This window comes from Citrobacter sp. LUTT5 (assembly GCF_009905315.1).
GTDB lineage: Bacteria > Pseudomonadota > Gammaproteobacteria > Enterobacterales > Enterobacteriaceae > Citrobacter > Citrobacter freundii.
Genome location: NZ_CP047606.1, coordinates 149,414 through 167,410, shown reverse-complemented (window position 1 = coordinate 167,410; position 17,997 = coordinate 149,414). Strand labels below are relative to the sequence as shown.

Genomic DNA, 17,997 nt, shown 5'->3' with positions numbered 1-17,997 from the left:
AGATAACAAGATGAGTGAGAAAGAGACCTTCTGGCTGGGTATTGATTGTGGCGGTACGTATCTGAAAGCCGGGTTGTATGACGCCAAAGGTCATGAACATGGCATTAACCGGCAATCGTTGCAGACCGCATCGCCATTGCCCGGTTACGCCGAACGCGATATGCACCAGTTGTGGCAACAATGTGTAGCCACGATCGCCGGGCTGTTAGCGCGCACCGGCGTCTGCGGCGATCAAATCAAAGGCGTCGGTATTTCCGCTCAGGGCAAAGGCCTGTTCCTTCTCGATAAGCAGGATAAACCGCTGGGCAATGCCATCCTCTCTTCCGACCGCCGGGCGATGGACATCGTTCAGCGCTGGCAGCAGGATGGGATCCCTGAGCAGCTCTACCCGGTCACCCGCCAGACATTGTGGACCGGGCATCCGGCATCATTGCTGCGCTGGGTGAAAGAGAATCAACCTCACCGTTACGCGCAAATTGGCTGCGTCATGATGGGCCATGACTATCTGCGCTGGTGCTTAACCGGCGTCAAAGGCTGTGAAGAGAGCAATATTTCCGAGTCGAACCTCTACAACATGGCTTCGGGTCAGTACGACTCGCGCCTGACCCAGTGGCTGGGCATCAGTGAGATCGACAATGCGCTACCACCGATTGTCGGTTCAGCAGAAATATGCGGGGAAATCACCGCTCAGACAGCCGCCATAACCGGTCTGGCGGCGGGCACGCCCGTCGTCGGCGGACTGTTTGATGTGGTTTCCACCGCACTCTGCGCCGGTATCGAAGATGAATACACCCTCAACGCGGTGATGGGTACCTGGGCCGTCACCAGCGGGATCGCTCACGGTCTGCGCGACCACGAGGCCCATCCCTATGTTTATGGGCGCTATGTCAACGACGGGCAGTACATCGTTCACGAAGCTAGCCCGACCTCTTCCGGCAATCTGGAATGGTTTACCGCCCAGTGGGGCGAACTCTCTTTTGCTGAGATCAATCAGGCCGTCGCCAGCTTACCGAAAGCCGGTAGCGAGCTTTTCTTCCTGCCCTTTTTGTACGGCAGCAACGCCGGGCTGGAGATGACCAGCGGCTTTTATGGCATGCAGGCAATACACACTCGCGCCCACTTATTACAGGCCATCTACGAAGGCGTGGTTTTTAGCCACATGACCCACCTCAACCGCATGCGCGAACGTTTTACGAAGGCGCATACCCTGCGCGTCACTGGCGGTCCGGCGCACTCCGACATCTGGATGCAAATGCTGGCAGACGTCAGCGGTTTACGTATCGAATTGCCGCAGATTGAAGAGACCGGTTGCTTTGGCGCTGCGCTCGCCGCCCGCGTCGGCACCGGCGTTTATTCCAACTTCAGCGACGCCCAGCGCAGCCTACAGCACCCGGTGCGCACGCTATTGCCGGACGCCGCCGCGCAGTCGAGCTACCAGCGTAAATACCGCCAATACCTGGATTTAATTACCGCACTACAGGGCTACCACGCCCGCATTAAGGAGCACGAATGATGAGTCGACCATTACTGCAACTGGCGCTCGACCACACCAGCCTTGAAGCCGCACAACGCGACGTCGCGCTGCTACAAGAGAACGTCGATATCGTTGAAGCGGGGACGATTCTCTGCTTAACCGAAGGACTGAGCGCCGTGAAAGCACTGCGTGCCCAGTGCCCGACTAAAATCATCGTCGCCGACTGGAAAGTGGCCGATGCGGGCGAAACCCTCGCGCAGCAAGCCTTTGGAGCAGGTGCAAACTGGATGACCATTATCTGTGCTGCGCCGCTGGCGACGGTAGAGAAAGGTCATGGCATCGCGCAGTCCTGCGGCGGCGAAATTCAGATGGAGCTGTTCGGCAACTGGACGCTGGATGATGCCCGCGACTGGTATCGCGTTGGCGTTCGCCAGGCGATTTACCATCGTGGCCGCGATGCTCAGGCCAGCGGACAACAGTGGGGAGAAGCAGACCTGGCGCGTATGAAGGCGCTTTCTGATATTGGTCTGGAACTGTCGATTACCGGTGGGATCACGCCCGCCGATCTGTCGTTGTTTCGCGATATTAACGTCAAAGCTTTTATTGCCGGGCGCGCGCTGGCGGGAGCGCAAAACCCAGCGCAGGTTGCTGGCGAATTCCATGCGCAAATCGACGCCATCTGGGGAACACAGCATGCGTAATCATCCATTAGGTATCTATGAAAAAGCGCTGGCGAAAGACCTCTCCTGGCCGGAACGGCTGGTGCTGGCAAAAAGCTGCGGTTTTGATTTCGTCGAGATGTCGGTGGATGAAACCGATGAACGTCTGTCGCGTCTCGACTGGAGTCCGGCTCAGCGCGCATCGCTGGTGAGCGCGATGCTGGAAACCGGCGTGGCGATCCCATCAATGTGCTTGTCCGCCCACCGTCGTTTTCCCTTTGGCAGCCGCGATGAAGCCGTGCGTGAGCGGGCGCGAGAAATAATGAGCAAAGCCATTCGTCTGGCGCGCGATCTGGGTATCCGCACTATTCAACTGGCTGGTTACGACGTCTATTACGAAGAACATGACGCAGGAACGCAGCAGCGCTTTGCCGAAGGGCTGGCATGGGCAGTCGAGCAAGCCGCTGCCGCGCAGGTGATGCTGGCGGTAGAAATCATGGATACCGCGTTTATGAACTCGATCAGCAAGTGGAAAAAGTGGGATGAAATGCTGTCATCGCCGTGGTTCACCGTTTATCCGGACGTGGGCAACCTCAGCGCCTGGGGGAATGACGTCACTGCCGAATTGACGCTGGGCATTGACCGCATCGCTGCTATCCATCTGAAAGACACGCTGCCGGTAACCGAAACTCATCCGGGCCAGTTTCGCGATGTACCGTTTGGCGAAGGGTGCGTGGACTTTGTTGGCATCTTCAAAACGCTGCATCAGCTGAACTATCGCGGGTCGTTTCTGATTGAAATGTGGACTGAAAAAGCGAAGGAGCCGGTACTGGAAATTATCCAGGCACGGCGCTGGATAGAAGCACGCATGCAGGAAGGAGGATTTCCATGTTAGAACAACTGAAAGCCGAGGTGCTGGCGGCAAACCTGGCGCTCCCGGCTCATGGCTTAGTCACCTTTACCTGGGGCAACGTCAGCGCAGTGGATGAAACACGTAAACTGATGGTGATTAAGCCATCCGGCGTGGAATATGAGGTGATGACCGCCGACGACATGGTGGTAGTGGATATTGCCAGCGGCAACGTAGTGGAAGGCAACAAAAAACCGTCGTCCGACACGCCAACCCATCTGGCGCTGTATCGTCGTTATCCACAGATCGGCGGGATCGTCCATACCCATTCTCGCCACGCGACAATCTGGTCGCAGGCGGGTCTGGATCTCCCTGCATGGGGCACCACGCATGCCGATTATTTCTATGGTTCTATTCCGTGTACGCGTCTAATGACCGCTGAAGAGATCAACGGCGAATATGAATATCAAACCGGAGAGGTGATCATTCAGACCTTCGAGCAGCGCGATCTCAATCCGCTGCAGGTTCCGGCGGTATTGGTGCACTCCCACGGACCGTTCGCCTGGGGTAAAGACGCCGCAGACGCGGTGCATAACGCTGTGGTGCTCGAAGAGTGCGCCTACATGGGGTTGTTCTCTCGCCAGTTAGCCCCGCAGTTGCCGGATATGCAGTCTGAGTTGCTGGATAAACATTATCTGCGCAAACACGGGGCGAATGCGTATTACGGACAATAACGGGTCAGGCGCTATTGATATGTTCTTTGCAATAGCGCCGTTTCCACGCCGCGGGCGTCAGGCTGGTGTGCTTGTGGAATATTTTGCGAAAATAACCCACATCATTAAATCCACATTTCATCGCCACCTCGGTTAGCGACAGCGAATCGCTGATTAACAGTTTTTCTGCCGCCCTCACCCGCTGACGGTGCAACGCTTCGGTTAGCGTCAGCCGGAAAGCGCCACGGAAAACGCGCCCCAGATAATCCGCATTGCAATGCAGCTCTTTCGCCAACGTTGAGGCGGAAATCGGCAGGTGGAACCGGGTGTGAATGATTTGCTGCGCTTTCCAGGCCAACGCATTCCCGGGGCTGTCGACAGGTTGCTCGCTGGCGGCTGCGGATATTTGCTGCAAAATCAGCAGCAGGATCAGTTCCAGCGCCATGCTGCGATGAATATTTTCCTGCTCGCGTAAGAACTGGCGAAACAGCGAAATAATATATTGGGGCTCGCCCACCCGGGTATGTTGAGGGATAGCAAGTAACGGTTCCGTTATTGATGCGTCGTTTTCTGCCGTCACCTCAAAATGCAGCCAGTAAAATTTCAAATCAGCCGGAAATTGCCCAACGCCAATATGCAAGCGCTGCGGCCACAGCAGCAAACTTTCTCCGGCATTCACGCAAAAAACTGTCTGGCCTTCGCGAATCGTTAATGTCCCTTTTTCAACAAAGATAATTTCCCAGGATTGCAATCGTCGCGCAGGATGACTGCCCACGCCCCGGGAAATAAATAGCCCACCATTTTGCACTTTAATCGGAAGAGACATGGATAATTCGAGCATATATATTCAAATTCCCGCTTTCTACATTATTTAAACCGATCTTTATCATTGATTATTCACGATAAACCTGCTTTCCGCCGGATCGAAATCACATTTTTATAATGAAGTCGGAATTGTCATCTTTTTATACTTTTCTCTTCCCTTGTTGACCCAAACATTTCGTGCAGAATAAATAACGTATTTTGCAAATTACAAACAAATAACCCGCAACGTAGCGGGATACTTTCTGAACATCCTCTCCGGGAGTTATTTATGACTTCGGCTCCGATTACAACATCTGATTTGGCACAGCGCGCCCAGGACGACAAATTATCCCTGCGTGAAAAAATTGGTTATGGGCTAGGCGATGCTGGCGGGACGGTAATTACCTGCCTGATCATGAACTTCCTGACATTTTTCTACACCGATGTCTTCGGGTTAACGCCTGCGCTAGTCGGCACATTATTTATTGCCCTGCGTGTATTTGACGCCATTTCCGACCCCATCATGGGCGTGCTGGCCGACCGTACGCAAAGCCGCTGGGGGCGCTTTCGCCCGTGGCAACTGTGGGTTGCGATTCCGATCGGTATTATTGGCGTGCTCACTTTTACCGTCCCGGACGCCAGCATGGGGGTCAAGATCGCCTGGGCATTCGGCACCTATCTCCTGCTCTCTGTCGGCTATACCGCCATCAACGTACCGTATTGTGCGCTGATCAACACCATGACGACCCGCCATAACGAGGTGATCGCCTGTCAGTCCTGGCGCTTTGTGCTGTGCGGCGTGGCGGGATTCCTGGTTTCCGTTGGTCTGCCGTGGATGGTGGATATTCTGGGTCAGGGCAATGCCGCGCAGGGTTATCAGTTTGGCGTGGGCATCCTGTGTGCCATCGCGGTGGTGATGTTCCTGTGCTGTTTCTTCTGGGTTCGCGAGCGTGTGCCGCTGGCGATGATGGGGAAATTTACCCTGCGTGAACACATTGGCGGTCTGCGCAAAAACGATCAGCTATTGTTGATGCTGGTAATGTCTTTCCTGCTGATCAACGTCTTTAATATTCGCGGCGGCGGGTACATGTATTTTATTACCTACGTGCTGGAAGGCAGCACCGCCTATACGTCGCTGTTTTTCACCATGGTCACTTTCGCGTCCATCATCGGTTCAGTGATCGTCAGCCCCCTGACCCGCCGCATCGATACTGTCAAACTCTATTACTACACCAATCTGGTGCTGACGGCCCTGGCGATACTGATGTGGTTCCTGCCAACCGGCCCGGCTTATCAGACGCTGTGGCTGGCAGTCATCCTCGGTAACGGCATTATTTTAGGCTTCACGCTGCCGTTGCACTTCTCACTGATGGCCTTCGCCGACGATTACGGCGAGTGGAAAACCGGCGTACGTTCCTCCGGCATGAATTTCGCCTTCAATCTGTTCTTCATCAAGCTGGCCTGGGCCTCAAGTGCGGGGATCATCAGCCTGCTGTTTATTTTTGTCGCCTATCAGCCAGGCGCTGGTAACCAAACCACCAGCTCGCTGCAAGGAATTACCGCGATGGAGACGCTGCTGCCCGCGCTGTTCCACCTGCTGTTGGCGCTGTCTATCCGCATCTGCAAACTCAATAATCCGATGATGTCGCGCATTGCCACCGATCTGCGTCAGCGTCATGTACAGCCTTAAGGAGCACGAAATGAACGTACTGGAAGTCGACCTGCATAAGCTCACCGTCAGCGATCCGTTCCTCGGACAATATCAGCAGTTGGTGCGTGACGTGGTGATCCCCTATCAATGGGATGCGCTCAATGACCGCATTGCAGAGGCGGAACCAAGTCATGCGATAGAGAATTTCCGTATCGCCGCGGGCCTGCAGGATGGCGAATTTTACGGCATGGTTTTTCAGGATAGCGACGTAGCAAAGTGGCTGGAGGCCGTTGCCTGGTCCCTGTGCCAGAAACCCGATGCGGAACTTGAACAAACGGCCGATGAAGTCATTGAACTGGTGGCGGCCGCCCAGTGTGAAGACGGCTATCTCAATACGTACTTCACAGTGAAAGCACCGGATGAACGCTGGACCAACCTCGCCGAGTGTCATGAGTTGTACTGTGCAGGTCATTTGATCGAAGCAGGCGTCGCGTTCTTTCAGGCAACGGGTAAACGCCGTCTGTTAGAGGTGGTGTGTCGCCTGGCGGATCACATCGACAACGTGTTTGGACTCAGGGAGAATCAACTGCGCGGCTACCCAGGACACCCGGAAATCGAACTGGCGTTAATGCGCTTATACGAAGTGACCCAGCAACCACGCTATATGGCGCTGGTAAATTACTTTGTGGAACAGCGCGGCGCACAGCCCCATTTCTATGACGAAGAGTACGAAAAGCGCGGCCAAACCTCTTACTGGCATACTTACGGTCCGGCATGGATGGTGAAGGATAAACCCTATAGCCAGGCTCATCAGCCCATTTCAGAACAGCAAACGGCGATCGGGCATGCGGTGCGCTTTGTCTACCTGATGACCGGCGTCGCTCATCTGGCACGCTTAAGCCAGGACGAAGGCAAGCGTCAGGATTGCCTGCGTCTGTGGAAAAACATGGCACAGCGCCAGTTGTACATTACCGGCGGGATCGGTTCACAAAGCAGCGGCGAGGCGTTTAGCAGCGATTACGATCTGCCCAACGACTCCGTGTATGCGGAAAGCTGCGCCTCAATCGGCCTGATGATGTTCGCCCGCAGAATGCTGGAAATGGAAGCCGACAGCCAGTATGCCGACGTGATGGAGCGCGCCCTGTATAATACCGTATTGGGCGGGATGGCGCTCGATGGCAAGCACTTCTTCTATGTGAACCCGCTGGAAGTACATCCTAAATCATTAAAATTCAATCATATTTATGACCACGTGAAACCCGTTCGTCAGCGCTGGTTTGGCTGCGCCTGTTGCCCGCCGAATATCGCCCGCGTGCTAACCTCAATTGGCCACTACATCTATACACCGCGTCAGGACGCGCTGTATATCAATATGTACGTGGGCAATAGCATGGAGGTCCCTGTTGTAAACGGCTCGCTTAAACTGCGTATTAGCGGAGATTACCCATGGCATGAGCAGGTAAAAATCACCATCGAATCACCGCAGTCGGTTTATCACACCCTGGCTCTGCGCCTGCCAGACTGGTGCTCCGCGCCGCAGGTTGTGTTGAATGATCAGCCGGTTGAGCAGGATATTCGCAAAGGCTATTTGCACATCAGTCGAACCTGGCAGGAAGGCGATACGCTCAGTTTGACCCTGCCAATGCCGGTGCGTCGGGTATACGGAAATCCATTAGTGCGTCATGTTGCCGGTAAGGTCGCTATTCAGCGTGGACCACTGGTATATTGCCTGGAGCAGGCCGACAACGGCGAGGAATTGCATAATCTGTGGTTGCCAAAAGAGAGTGAGTTCAGAGTATTCGAAGGTAAGGGATTGTTCAGCCATAAAATGTTAATTCAGGCTGAAGGTGTGAAGCAAAGTGCAGCCGATGCAGCACAACAATCGTTGTGGCACTACGATGTTTCCCCAACTTCGCGTCAGGCGCATACATTGACGTTTATTCCGTGGTTTAGCTGGGCAAACCGTGGTGAAGGCGAAATGCGTATCTGGATAAACGAGCAGTAATTAAACCGTGCCGGATGGCGACGCTTCACGTCTTATCCGGCCTACAACACCTATCCACGTAGGCCTGATAAGCGAAGCGCCATCAGGCACGTATTTAAATCAGAAACGCCAGGTCAGACCGGACATAAAGGTAAAGCTGTCATCGCGATCTACCATCGGGCTATTTTTAATGTCATCCGGCAGTGCGCTATAATTGGCGCTTGCCAGCAGCGTCAGGTTAGTGGTCAATGCGTATTTAGCGGACAGGCCAACATACGGTGTCCAGCTATCGCCTGGGGAATAGCTTGATAAGCCACTACGACGGGACTCATTACCCGATATGCCGTAGTAGTATTCATTGAAGTTTTCGTCATAGTAGAGCACGCCAATCGATGGCGTCAGCGTCAGCTTGCCCATCGGCATTGGACGGAACAGTGAAACTTCCCCTACCCAGCCATTACTGTTGTCCAGCACATCCGCAGCGGCGGAGACTTTCACGCTACCCCATCTTTCATGGTGATACCACGCGGCACCCGCCATTGCAGTTGCGTCACGCTTATCCAGCTTTTTCATCGCATGATCGTCATTATCGCCGGGATCAAACTCAAGCGGCATATAAGAGGCAGTAATACTAAATTCATTACTTTCACTCTTAGACAAAATATAACCTAGCGTTGTTTGCCTAAAATAAAATGATTCACTTTCGTAACTGACTAGCGGTACTGCGTGAACATTATCATTATACCCGCGATAAGGTGATTCATTATATACAGCACCAGCGCCAATAGAAAACTCTGCGGCAGTTGCACTCGCCATAAAAGAAAAGGCGAGCAGTGCCACAATATTGTGTTTAATTAACATGCCAACATTCCATTTTAAAATAAGCTACAAAACTGGTGCATAATAATGCTTACAATTTCATCGATGCAAGGTTCATATTTATATAGTAATATATAAAAAATTATATATATTGGGCTTGGCGATGAATAAATTACAACTTAAACACCGGGAGCTGAAGATTATTTCGGTAATCGCTGCCAGTGAAAATATCAGTCATGCCGCGACTGTTCTCGGCATCGCACAGGCCAACGTCAGTAAATATCTTGCTGATTTTGAATCAAAAGTTGGATTAAAGGTGTTTGACCGCACCACCCGGCAACTGACCCTCACGCCGTTTGGTATAGCGTTACTTCCTTACATCAATGACATGTTAGACAGAAACGAGCAGTTAAATAATTTCATTGCTGATTATAAGCACGAGAAACGTGGAAAAGTAACGGTATATGCACCAACCGGAATTATCGCTTACTTATCGCAACATGTTATTGCAAAAATTATGGATATTGGCGATATCAGTCTGGTGCTAAAAACCTATAACCTGGAACGTAAAGCCTTTTATGAAGGAGTCGAATTTCCTGATGACTGTGATGTTTTAATTACTTATGCACATCCAAAAGATGAATCTTTGGTCGCCAGTTTTATTACCAAATATGTAGTTACCGCTTTCGCCAGTAATCAATATCTGGCCCAACATCCCATCAGCACTCCTGAAGAACTTGAGCATCACTCCTGTATTCTGATTGATTCCATGATGATTGATGATGCTAACATTTGGCGATTCTCTTCCCCCGGTGGTAAAGAGATGCATGATTACCGCGTAACGGGTAACTATGTTTGCGACAATACGCAATCTGCGTTGTCGTTGGCGCGAAACCATCTGGGCATTGTTTTTGCACCCAAGGCGAGCGTACAAAAAGAAAGTCAGACTAACGGGCTGGTTCCGTGTTTCTCCGGACAGCATGAATGGTGGCTGGATCTGGTGGCGATTTTCCGCAAACGTGAATATCAGCCATGGCGGGTACAGTTTATTCTTGATGAGATGTTGGCGGAGATTCGCCGGCAGCTTGCTCAGTCGCTGGATCAGCAGACTGAGCAAGCAAAATAGCCTGAGTTTAATGATCGAGATACAGGTAATGCACCCAACTGGTCATGCGCAACAAGACTTTGCGCATGACGGACACATGTTCGAAGTGGTCAGAATAAACCGCGACCTGCGCGTAGATCCCATCAGGTAACGCGCTAACCTCCGCATTATCATTCAGCTCAATCGTGGCGATCACCCCTTCCGAACCGGGCGTAGAATTTAAGGATTGCAGCGCCCCATTCGACTGGTATGTCCCGCCCGGCACTGCCGGACTAATTGCAGCCAGTTTACCGCTGAATACCTTACCCGGCAGCGCGTTAAATACCACTTCCGCTTCATCGCCAGGTTCCAGACGCAGCAGCGAGTTCTGACGGAACTGGGCGATAATTTGCCTTTTTTGATCCGGGATGAATACCATCACCGGACGCATCGGCAGCGCGGCGGCATAGGTTCCCGGGCGCATCAGCACCTGCGTAACATAGCCATCGCTGGGCGCGCGAACCACCGTCTGGTCCAGGTTGAACTCCGCTTCGGCTAACTGCGCTTTCAGGCTGGCAATTTGCGAATTCTCGCCCAGTATCAGGCTGTCTAACTGACTCTGGATTTGTTGCTGCTCCGCGACGGAAGATTTCACCGACGCTTCCTGCGCCAGATAGTTTTGCCGCGCCGCATCAATATCGCGTTCAGAAAAAGGATTCACCTTCGCCTGACTACCCTGCGCATAGCGCTGGTAATCTTTTGCCAGTTTGTCACGCGTGGCCTTTGCCCGCTGCGTGTTGGCTTTCATTTCGTCTAACTGCGCAACCAGAGCCTGCTCTTTATGCTGTGCGGTGACAATATCAGCTTTCAGGCGATCGACCCGTGCCTGATAACGCCCTGGATTAAGCTTAAACAGAACCTCGCCTTTTTTGATTAGCGTATTCTTCTTATCCGTCACTTCTGTCACTACACCCGTTACCTGCGGCACCACGGGAATAGAAATTACCGCCTTTTGTGCTTTAAAGGTATACGGATGGTTATAATTCATCAGTAATATAAGCCCGCAAACAATGAATATACCGCCTAATGCTGCGGTAGGAACTGTCCATTTATTTACAGGAATTTTAAAAACTTTAAATATTGACCATGCACACGCCACATAGGTCAGAACAATTAGTAAATCCATCGATATTACTCCGCCGGAGAGGTCTTGGCCTCACCCAGTTTCTTTTCCAGATCCGCAACCCTTGCCTGAAGCTGGATCAGGGAAGAATCCGCGCTCTGCATACCCCATCCGCGCTCCGGACGATAAAGCGTTGCCCAGATCCATAAAAAGGGCCAAATAACATGTAAGGTAAACAAACTAACCCAACCCGCAACATGTATTGCGTCGGCATGGGGGTGGTTACGTTTCTTTGCAATTAGATAGGGAATATCATGCAGAATAATAATCCCGTAAAAAATGACCAGGAATACAAAAATAAGCACTCCTAATGCAAAATAATTAAGGAACATATTTGCCTCAGGGATTTAAATTAAGGAATTCAGATGCAATTTGATTTAAACAATAGAGTTGATAATAGTATTGGAATGACCAGACTGGATGCAATTTTCTTATTTATATAACGATATATGGGTTTCTATATATACACGTCGTCTTTCGAGCTGCAGGACATAACTTGATGCCCGGTACGCTAAACGCGACCGGGCAGTAAGAGACGTGAAATTAAAACAGCCCCAGTGGTTTATCAGAGTAGCTCACCAACAGGCACTTGGTTTGCTGATAATGTTCAAGCATCATCTTATGCGTCTCGCGCCCGATGCCCGACTGCTTATAGCCACCAAACGCCGCATGTGCCGGATACGCATGGTAACAGTTGGTCCAAACTCGCCCCGCCTGAATCCCACGTCCCATTTTGTACGCCAGATTTCCATTACGACTCCAGACACCAGCGCCAAGCCCATATTGGGTGTCATTAGCGATTTCCAGCGCCTCTTCCATGGTTTTAAACGTTGTGACAGCCAGCACCGGCCCGAAGATCTCCTCCTGGAAAACCCGCATGTTGTTCTTACCAAACAGAATGGTTGGTTCGAGGTAGTACCCCTCTTTTAACTCGCCATCCAGCTGCTTGCGCCGCCCGCCGGTGAGAACATCTGCTCCTTCTTTCTTACCAATGTCGATGTAATTCAGAATAGTTTCCAGTTGACCATGCGACACCTGCGCGCCCATTTGCGTCACGCTGTCTAACGGGTTGCCGCTACGGATACTTTCCACCCGACGAATGGCTCTTTCCATAAAACGTTCATAAATGGATTCCTGAACCAGCGCACGACTCGGACAGGTACACACTTCGCCCTGGTTGAAGGCAAACAATGCAAAACCTTCCAGCGCTTTGTCAAAGAACGCATCTTCTTCATCCATCACGTCCGCGAAGAAGATATTGGGTGATTTCCCGCCCAGTTCCAGCGTGACAGGAATAATGTTCTGCGTGGCGTACTGCATGATCTGCTGCCCAACTTCCGTTGAGCCGGTAAACGCCACTTTCGCAATACGTTTTGACGTCGCCAGATACTCACCGATCTCCCCACCCGCGCCGTTTACCACGTTCACCACGCCAGGCGGGAGCAGATCGCCGATGACTTCCATCAGCAACAGCACGGACAGCGGCGTCAGGCGCGCGGGTTTCAGCACCACGCAGTTACCCGCCGCCAGCGCGGGTGCCATCTTCCAGCTGGCCATCAGCAGCGGGAAGTTCCACGGGATAATTTGCCCTACCACGCCAAGAGGTTCATGGAAGTGATAAGCCACGGTTTCGCTATCAACCTCGCTGATTCCCCCTTCCTGCGCACGAATACAGGAGGCAAAATAGCGGAAATGGTCAATTGCCAGCGGCACATCTGCCGCGCTGGTTTCGCGGATGGGTTTACCGTTATCCCAGGTTTCAGCCGTTGCCAGCAGCTCCAGATTTTGCTCCATACGATCGGCAATTTTGAACAAAATCGCCGCCCTGTCCTGCACGGAAGTCTGCGCCCATTTATCTTTTACTTTATGCGCGGCATCCAGTGCCAGATCGATGTCCTTTTTGCCGGAAGAGGCCACTTCGCACAGTAATTGCCCGGTTACCGGCGTCAGGTTTTGGTAATACTCGCCGTCCACCGGGGCAACCCAGTCACCACCGATAAAGTTATCGTATCGGGCTTTTAACTTCAGGGGGTAACCATACTCGCCGGGGTAAATACGCGTTGAAGGGGGGTTATTGGTCATGACCGTCTCCTTGCTGTAGGGGTACTACAAGGGTAGACGGGACTGGCGAATTATTCGCCAGCCTTTTACTGCTTTACGACAGGTATCACGAATTACATAGCAGCACGATAAATCGCCATGATTTCTTCATGTGTCGCCTGAATAGGGTTAGTGAAACCACAGGCATCTTTCAGGGCATTAGTCGCCAGAACGGCAAAATCTTCTTCCTTCACGTTCAGCTCACGCAGACCGGCCGGTATATTCACTTTCTGCGCCAGTTCGCGGATCGCCGCGATGCAGGCCTCTGCCCCTTGCTCTTCGCTCAGACCAGCAACGTTCACACCCATTGCCGAGGCGCAATCGCGCAGGCGGGCGGCAGCAACTTTACTATTAAATACCTGTACATGCGGCAGCAGTACGGCATTACATACTCCGTGTGGCAGATCGTAGAAGCCACCCAGCTGGTGCGCCATTGCATGCACGTAGCCAAGAGAGGCATTGTTAAAGGCCATACCTGCGAGGAACTGCGCATAGGCCATGGCTTCGCGCGCCTGAGCATTACTGCCCTCTTCAACGGCGACCGGCAGGTTTTGCGCAATCATGGTGACCGCTTTCAGCGCACACGCATCGGTAATCGGCGTGGCAGCAATCGACACGTAGGCTTCGATAGCGTGGGTTAACGCATCCATACCGGTAGCCGCCGTCAGAGACTTCGGCATGCCGACCATCAGCGAGGAGTCGTTAACCGACAGCAGCGGCGTAACGTGCTTATCGACAATCGCCATTTTAATGTGGCGTACTTCATCGGTGATGATGCAGAAGCGGGTCATTTCAGATGCCGTACCCGCCGTGGTGTTGATGGCGATCATCGGCAGCTGCGGTTTTGCAGAACGGTCTACACCTTCGTAATCGCGAATATCCCCACCATTAGCCGCCACCAGCGCAATACCTTTTGCACAATCGTGTGGAGAACCGCCACCGAGAGAAATAACGCTATCACAGTCGTTTTCAGTCAACATTTGCAGGCCAGCGGCAACGTTGCTGGTTGTGGGATTAGGATGCGTACCATCGTAAATTACGCTGAAAATATCACGTTCCTGTAATGCCTTTTGAATCTCGCCAGCCATACCTAATTTCGTCAGCATGGCATCCGTGACAATCAGCGTACGGCGAAAACCATATTCCGCCATTGTATTCATTGCGTCTTTTAATGAATCAGCGCCGATTACATTCACGGAAGGAATAAAAAATGTTGAAGCAGCCATTGTACGATCCTTAATTACTCTAAAAGAGTCAGGAAGCATACGAGTGAAATATCCAACAGAATATGATCATGGTTGTTATTTTAATAACAACCAAAATTAAAAAGCACATTAGGTTCATAATCTAATGTGCTTATTTCAATCAATATCTATTTTGTATTAATTCATTTAATTCCTGAATTAATTGTTTCATTACTTTTCGGGGAACAGCAATGCATCGCGTAATAAATGATCATTTCCCCGACGGCGAGTAAAACCAATGCGATCAAAATATTCCAGAATCTGAATAGCCAATTTGCGCCCGATGTTAAGCCTGTCGCGAAAATCAGCGGCACATGTCGATCCCCTTTCCTGATCCAGTTCGCGGATCATATTGGCAAAGGCCACTATCCGATCGTTACGGTAATAACGATCTTTCACGATCGCGGTGATGATGCCTTGCTGCGCCGCTTGTCGTAACACCACACGCATCATTTGCTCATCCGTGCCCGTCTGTTTTGCCAGGTCGCGCACCCACCACGGCTCATCGCCAAAAAGCGGTTCTGCTTTTTGCCAGATAGCCTGCTGCTCATCGCTGAAACCGGCCTTGTGATCGGGCAAATGCAGCCAGCCATGATGACTATGGATGACGCCGCTCTCGCGCATCTTTTCAATCAGCAGCAGGACCAGCGCTTCATCTTCCATCGGCAAAGCCATCCGGCGCAGGCGTTCGCGCCCAGGTCCAGGCTCATCGCGGTGCTGGTCGTGGTAAGTCGCCAGCGTATCGAGGATTTTGCGCTGCCAGCGCGCTGCAACAGTGGCATCCAACAGACTGTATCCTGCCTGAATAAAACCATGCTGCTCGATCAACGGACGCATGCCGTTACCGTTGAGCTGACGCGCCCAGGCGAAGTCGGGAATATTTACCGCTCCACGCGTCAGATGCAACGCCAGAGCGTCACCATCACTCTGTGCGTTTTCCAACGCCGACAGCCACTGCAAATATTCCGGCTTACGCTTCCCGCGACGCGGCGGATTGAGCGTGACCACGCGCGCACCTGCCAGCGTCGTGCGAGCCGAAATATCGCGCAGCACCAGACGATCGTTATCGGCGAGCCAGAGCGGCGTATCAAACACCAGTTCCGCCAGCGTCCCTTCAAGCAGCGAGATTCTCCCGGTAACGTGGCTGGCAGCGTGGTGAATATGCAACGGTTGCCACTGCATCAGCGGCGCGGCATGTTCTAAAGAGACAATCACGCGGGTAAACGCCTCTGGCGGCGCATCAGCAAGCAGCCAGTCGCCGCGGTTAAGTTCTTCTTTTTGCGCATCACCGGCAATATTTAGCGCAATACGTTGTCCCGCCTGCGCGCGATCGGTGGCCTGATTTTGTGCATGCAGGCTACGTACGCGCATCGGTTTGTTGACGCCCGTGAGCCACAGTGTGTCACCGACATTCACTTCACCGCTGAGCGCCGTCCCGGTCACCACCAGTCCCGCGCCTTTGACCGTAAAGGCACGGTCAATCGCCAGGCGGAAGCTGTGATCGCGGGCATGCTCGCGCGACGTTAATTGCAGCAAATGTTCGCGCAGTTCCTCGATGCCACGGCCTTCACTGGCGGCAGTGACGAATAGCACCGACTCCGCGAAACCATAATTCCCCAGCGTGGCCTTAATCTCCGCACGCACCTCTTCAATTCTTGCTTCGTCCACGCGGTCGGCTTTCGTAAGCGCCACGGTGATCTGCGGATTACCCGTCAGTTGCAGAATTTGCAAATGCTCACGCGTTTGCGCCATCACGCCGTCATCACACGCCACCACCAGCAGCGCGTGATCAATCCCACCAACACCCGCCAGCATGTTAGACAGAAACTTTTCGTGTCCGGGTACATCGATAAATCCCAGTATCCGCCCGTCCGGCTGCGGCCAGTAGGCATAGCCGAGATCGATGGTCATACCGCGCTTTTTTTCTTCCGGCAGACGGTCGGCATTCACGCCGGTAATCGCCTGTAATAACGTTGTTTTTCCGTGGTCAACGTGTCCGGCGGTTGCAATAATCATTTCAGCATCATCTCCATAAACCGGGTCTCGTCTTCAAGGCAGCGCAGATCCAGCCACATGCGGCCATCATAAATCCGGCCAATGATCGGCACGGGCAGTGCACGCCAACGGACGGCCAGTGCTTCGAGGCGGCTACCGCGTCCGTCATGGGGGGTAAAGGTTAATGCCGCGCTGGGCAGCCTATCAACCGGTAGCGAGCCGCTGCCAATTTGCGACAGGCAAGGCATGACGTTCAGGGCGAATTCGTCACCGTAATGCTCGGCAAGCCGTGCCTGTAAGTGTTGGGCCTGCGCGTGGACAGCCTCCTGCGAGCGAGTGAGCTGGCGTAACGTCGGCAACTTCTGCGCCAGCGCTTCCGGGTGCAGGTAGAGTCGCAGCGTCGCTTCCAGCGCAGCCAGTGTCATTTTATCAGCCCGTAATGCGCGTTTCAGCGGATGGCTCTGTAAGCGAGCGATCATCTCTTTTTTACCGACGATAATCCCGGCCTGCGGCCCGCCCAGTAATTTATCGCCAGAGAAGCTCACCAGACTGACGCCAGCGGCAATCAGCTGTTGCGGCATCGGCTCCTGCGGTAATCCATACTGGCTGAGATCGACCAGTGAGCCGCTGCCGAGATCCGCCACCACCGGCACATCCAGTTCCTTGCCAATAGCGGCCAGCTCAGCCTCATCCACCGACTTCGTGAAGCCTTCAATGCTGTAATTACTGGTATGGACTTTCATCAGCAGAGCGGTATTTTCATTCACCGCCTGACGGTAATCTTTCGCATGGGTCCGGTTGGTGGTACCGACTTCGCGCAGAACACATCCGGCCTGGCACATCACGTCCGGAATACGAAACGCGCCGCCAATTTCCACCAGCTCACCGCGCGAAACGACCACCTCTTTGCCGTTGGCCGTGGCGGCCAGCATCAGTAAAACCGCTGCCGCATTGTTATTGACGATACAGGCGTCCTCCGCTCCCGTCAGACGGCAGAGTAAATCCGCCAGCGCCCGATCCCGATGTCCACGTCCGGCATCATCCAGGCTGTATTCCAGCGTCACTGGCGTGCGCATGGCTTGCACCACCGCCTCGATCGCTTCTTCGGCCTGCGACGCTCGCCCAAGGTTGGTATGCAGCACCGTTCCGGTCAGGTTAATCACCGGACGCAGCGCGCTTTGCGATTCTCGTTCCAGCCGGGCGCTGGCTTCTTGCGCCCAGTCCTCACACCATGCCGGGAGCGCGTGCGTGTCGCGAATCGTATCTCTGGCTTCGTCAAGCATATGACGCAGCAGGTCAACCACCCGGGTATGACCGTGAGAGTCACGTAAGGCTGGGAAGGCGCTATCGCGCAATAAACGATCGATAGCGGGAAGCTGGCTGTAGAGTGAACGCATGTCGGTTGTCATGAAAGGGCCTGGCTGTTGGTGGCCCTCT

General features: G+C 53.1%; 15 protein-coding genes. 7 read left to right on the top strand and 8 right to left on the bottom strand.

The window, feature by feature from the left end; all coding sequences use genetic code 11:
• Positions 1–10 precede the first annotated feature (10 nt).
• Genes GUC46_RS00795 through araD form a run of 4 tightly spaced genes read left to right on the top strand, consistent with a single transcriptional unit; the run spans position 11 to position 3,717 of the window.
• A complete protein-coding gene (locus GUC46_RS00795) occupies positions 11–1,513 on the top strand; it encodes an FGGY-family carbohydrate kinase (protein ID WP_049001510.1) in 1,503 nt (500 codons plus the stop codon).
• Complete coding sequence (ulaD, locus tag GUC46_RS00790; RefSeq protein WP_049001526.1) at positions 1,513–2,175, top strand: 3-keto-L-gulonate-6-phosphate decarboxylase UlaD; 663 nt, start codon at positions 1,513–1,515, stop codon at positions 2,173–2,175. The genes GUC46_RS00795 and ulaD overlap by 1 nt, the downstream gene beginning before the upstream one ends.
• Positions 2,168–3,028 (top strand): L-ribulose-5-phosphate 3-epimerase, encoded by an 861-nt coding sequence (locus GUC46_RS00785; protein ID WP_003024218.1) that lies wholly within the window; start codon positions 2,168–2,170, stop codon positions 3,026–3,028. The genes ulaD and GUC46_RS00785 overlap by 8 nt, the downstream gene beginning before the upstream one ends.
• A complete protein-coding gene (gene araD / locus GUC46_RS00780; protein ID WP_003024215.1) occupies positions 3,022–3,717 on the top strand; it encodes an L-ribulose-5-phosphate 4-epimerase in 696 nt (231 codons plus the stop codon). Before GUC46_RS00785 ends, araD begins: the two co-directional genes overlap by 7 nt.
• Positions 3,718–3,721: 4 nt before the next feature.
• Here the strand turns inward: araD and GUC46_RS00775 are convergent, their stop codons facing one another.
• Positions 3,722–4,537, bottom strand: a complete 816-nt coding sequence (locus tag GUC46_RS00775) for a helix-turn-helix domain-containing protein (protein ID WP_003844563.1) — start codon at positions 4,535–4,537, stop codon at positions 3,722–3,724.
• 252 nt (positions 4,538–4,789) lie between these two features.
• On the opposite strand from GUC46_RS00775, the gene GUC46_RS00770 reads away from it, so the two are divergent.
• Together GUC46_RS00770 and GUC46_RS00765 are read left to right on the top strand one after the other, a co-directional pair.
• Positions 4,790–6,190, top strand: a complete 1,401-nt coding sequence (locus GUC46_RS00770) for an MFS transporter (protein WP_130715273.1) — start codon at positions 4,790–4,792, stop codon at positions 6,188–6,190.
• A 10-nt stretch (positions 6,191–6,200) separates the two neighbouring features.
• Positions 6,201–8,156 (top strand): glycoside hydrolase family 127 protein, encoded by a 1,956-nt coding sequence (locus GUC46_RS00765; protein ID WP_130715274.1) that lies wholly within the window; start codon positions 6,201–6,203, stop codon positions 8,154–8,156.
• A gap of 99 nt (positions 8,157–8,255) precedes the next feature.
• Here GUC46_RS00765 and GUC46_RS00760 read toward each other — a convergent pair whose 3' ends face one another.
• A complete protein-coding gene (locus GUC46_RS00760) occupies positions 8,256–8,996 on the bottom strand; it encodes a MipA/OmpV family protein (RefSeq protein ID WP_003024206.1) in 741 nt (246 codons plus the stop codon).
• Between the two features lie 121 nt (positions 8,997–9,117).
• Between GUC46_RS00760 and GUC46_RS00755 the strand changes: the two genes are divergently transcribed.
• Positions 9,118–10,080, top strand: a complete 963-nt coding sequence (locus GUC46_RS00755) for a LysR family transcriptional regulator (protein ID WP_130715275.1) — start codon at positions 9,118–9,120, stop codon at positions 10,078–10,080.
• Positions 10,081–10,087: 7 nt separating this feature from the next.
• Here GUC46_RS00755 and GUC46_RS00750 read toward each other — a convergent pair whose 3' ends face one another.
• The 6 genes from GUC46_RS00750 to selA form a co-directional block, all read right to left on the bottom strand.
• Positions 10,088–11,224, bottom strand: coding sequence for an HlyD family secretion protein (locus GUC46_RS00750; RefSeq protein ID WP_061549525.1), 1,137 nt, complete (start codon positions 11,222–11,224; stop codon positions 10,088–10,090).
• A 5-nt stretch (positions 11,225–11,229) separates the two neighbouring features.
• A complete protein-coding gene (locus GUC46_RS00745; RefSeq protein WP_003024200.1) occupies positions 11,230–11,553 on the bottom strand; it encodes a DUF3302 domain-containing protein in 324 nt (107 codons plus the stop codon).
• Positions 11,554–11,764: 211 nt separating this feature from the next.
• Positions 11,765–13,303, bottom strand: a complete 1,539-nt coding sequence (gene aldB / locus GUC46_RS00740) for an aldehyde dehydrogenase AldB (protein ID WP_003837670.1) — start codon at positions 13,301–13,303, stop codon at positions 11,765–11,767.
• 92 nt (positions 13,304–13,395) lie between these two features.
• Positions 13,396–14,547 (bottom strand): L-threonine dehydrogenase, encoded by a 1,152-nt coding sequence (yiaY, locus tag GUC46_RS00735; RefSeq protein WP_003844555.1) that lies wholly within the window; start codon positions 14,545–14,547, stop codon positions 13,396–13,398.
• Positions 14,548–14,736: 189 nt separating this feature from the next.
• Positions 14,737–16,581 carry a selenocysteine-specific translation elongation factor gene (gene selB / locus GUC46_RS00730; RefSeq protein WP_003024195.1) on the bottom strand — a complete coding sequence of 615 codons (1,845 nt, stop codon included), beginning with the start codon at positions 16,579–16,581 and terminating at the stop codon, positions 14,737–14,739.
• A complete protein-coding gene (gene selA, locus GUC46_RS00725) occupies positions 16,578–17,969 on the bottom strand; it encodes an L-seryl-tRNA(Sec) selenium transferase (protein ID WP_130715276.1) in 1,392 nt (463 codons plus the stop codon). Before selA ends, selB begins: the two co-directional genes overlap by 4 nt.
• Positions 17,970–17,997: the final 28 nt, after the last annotated feature.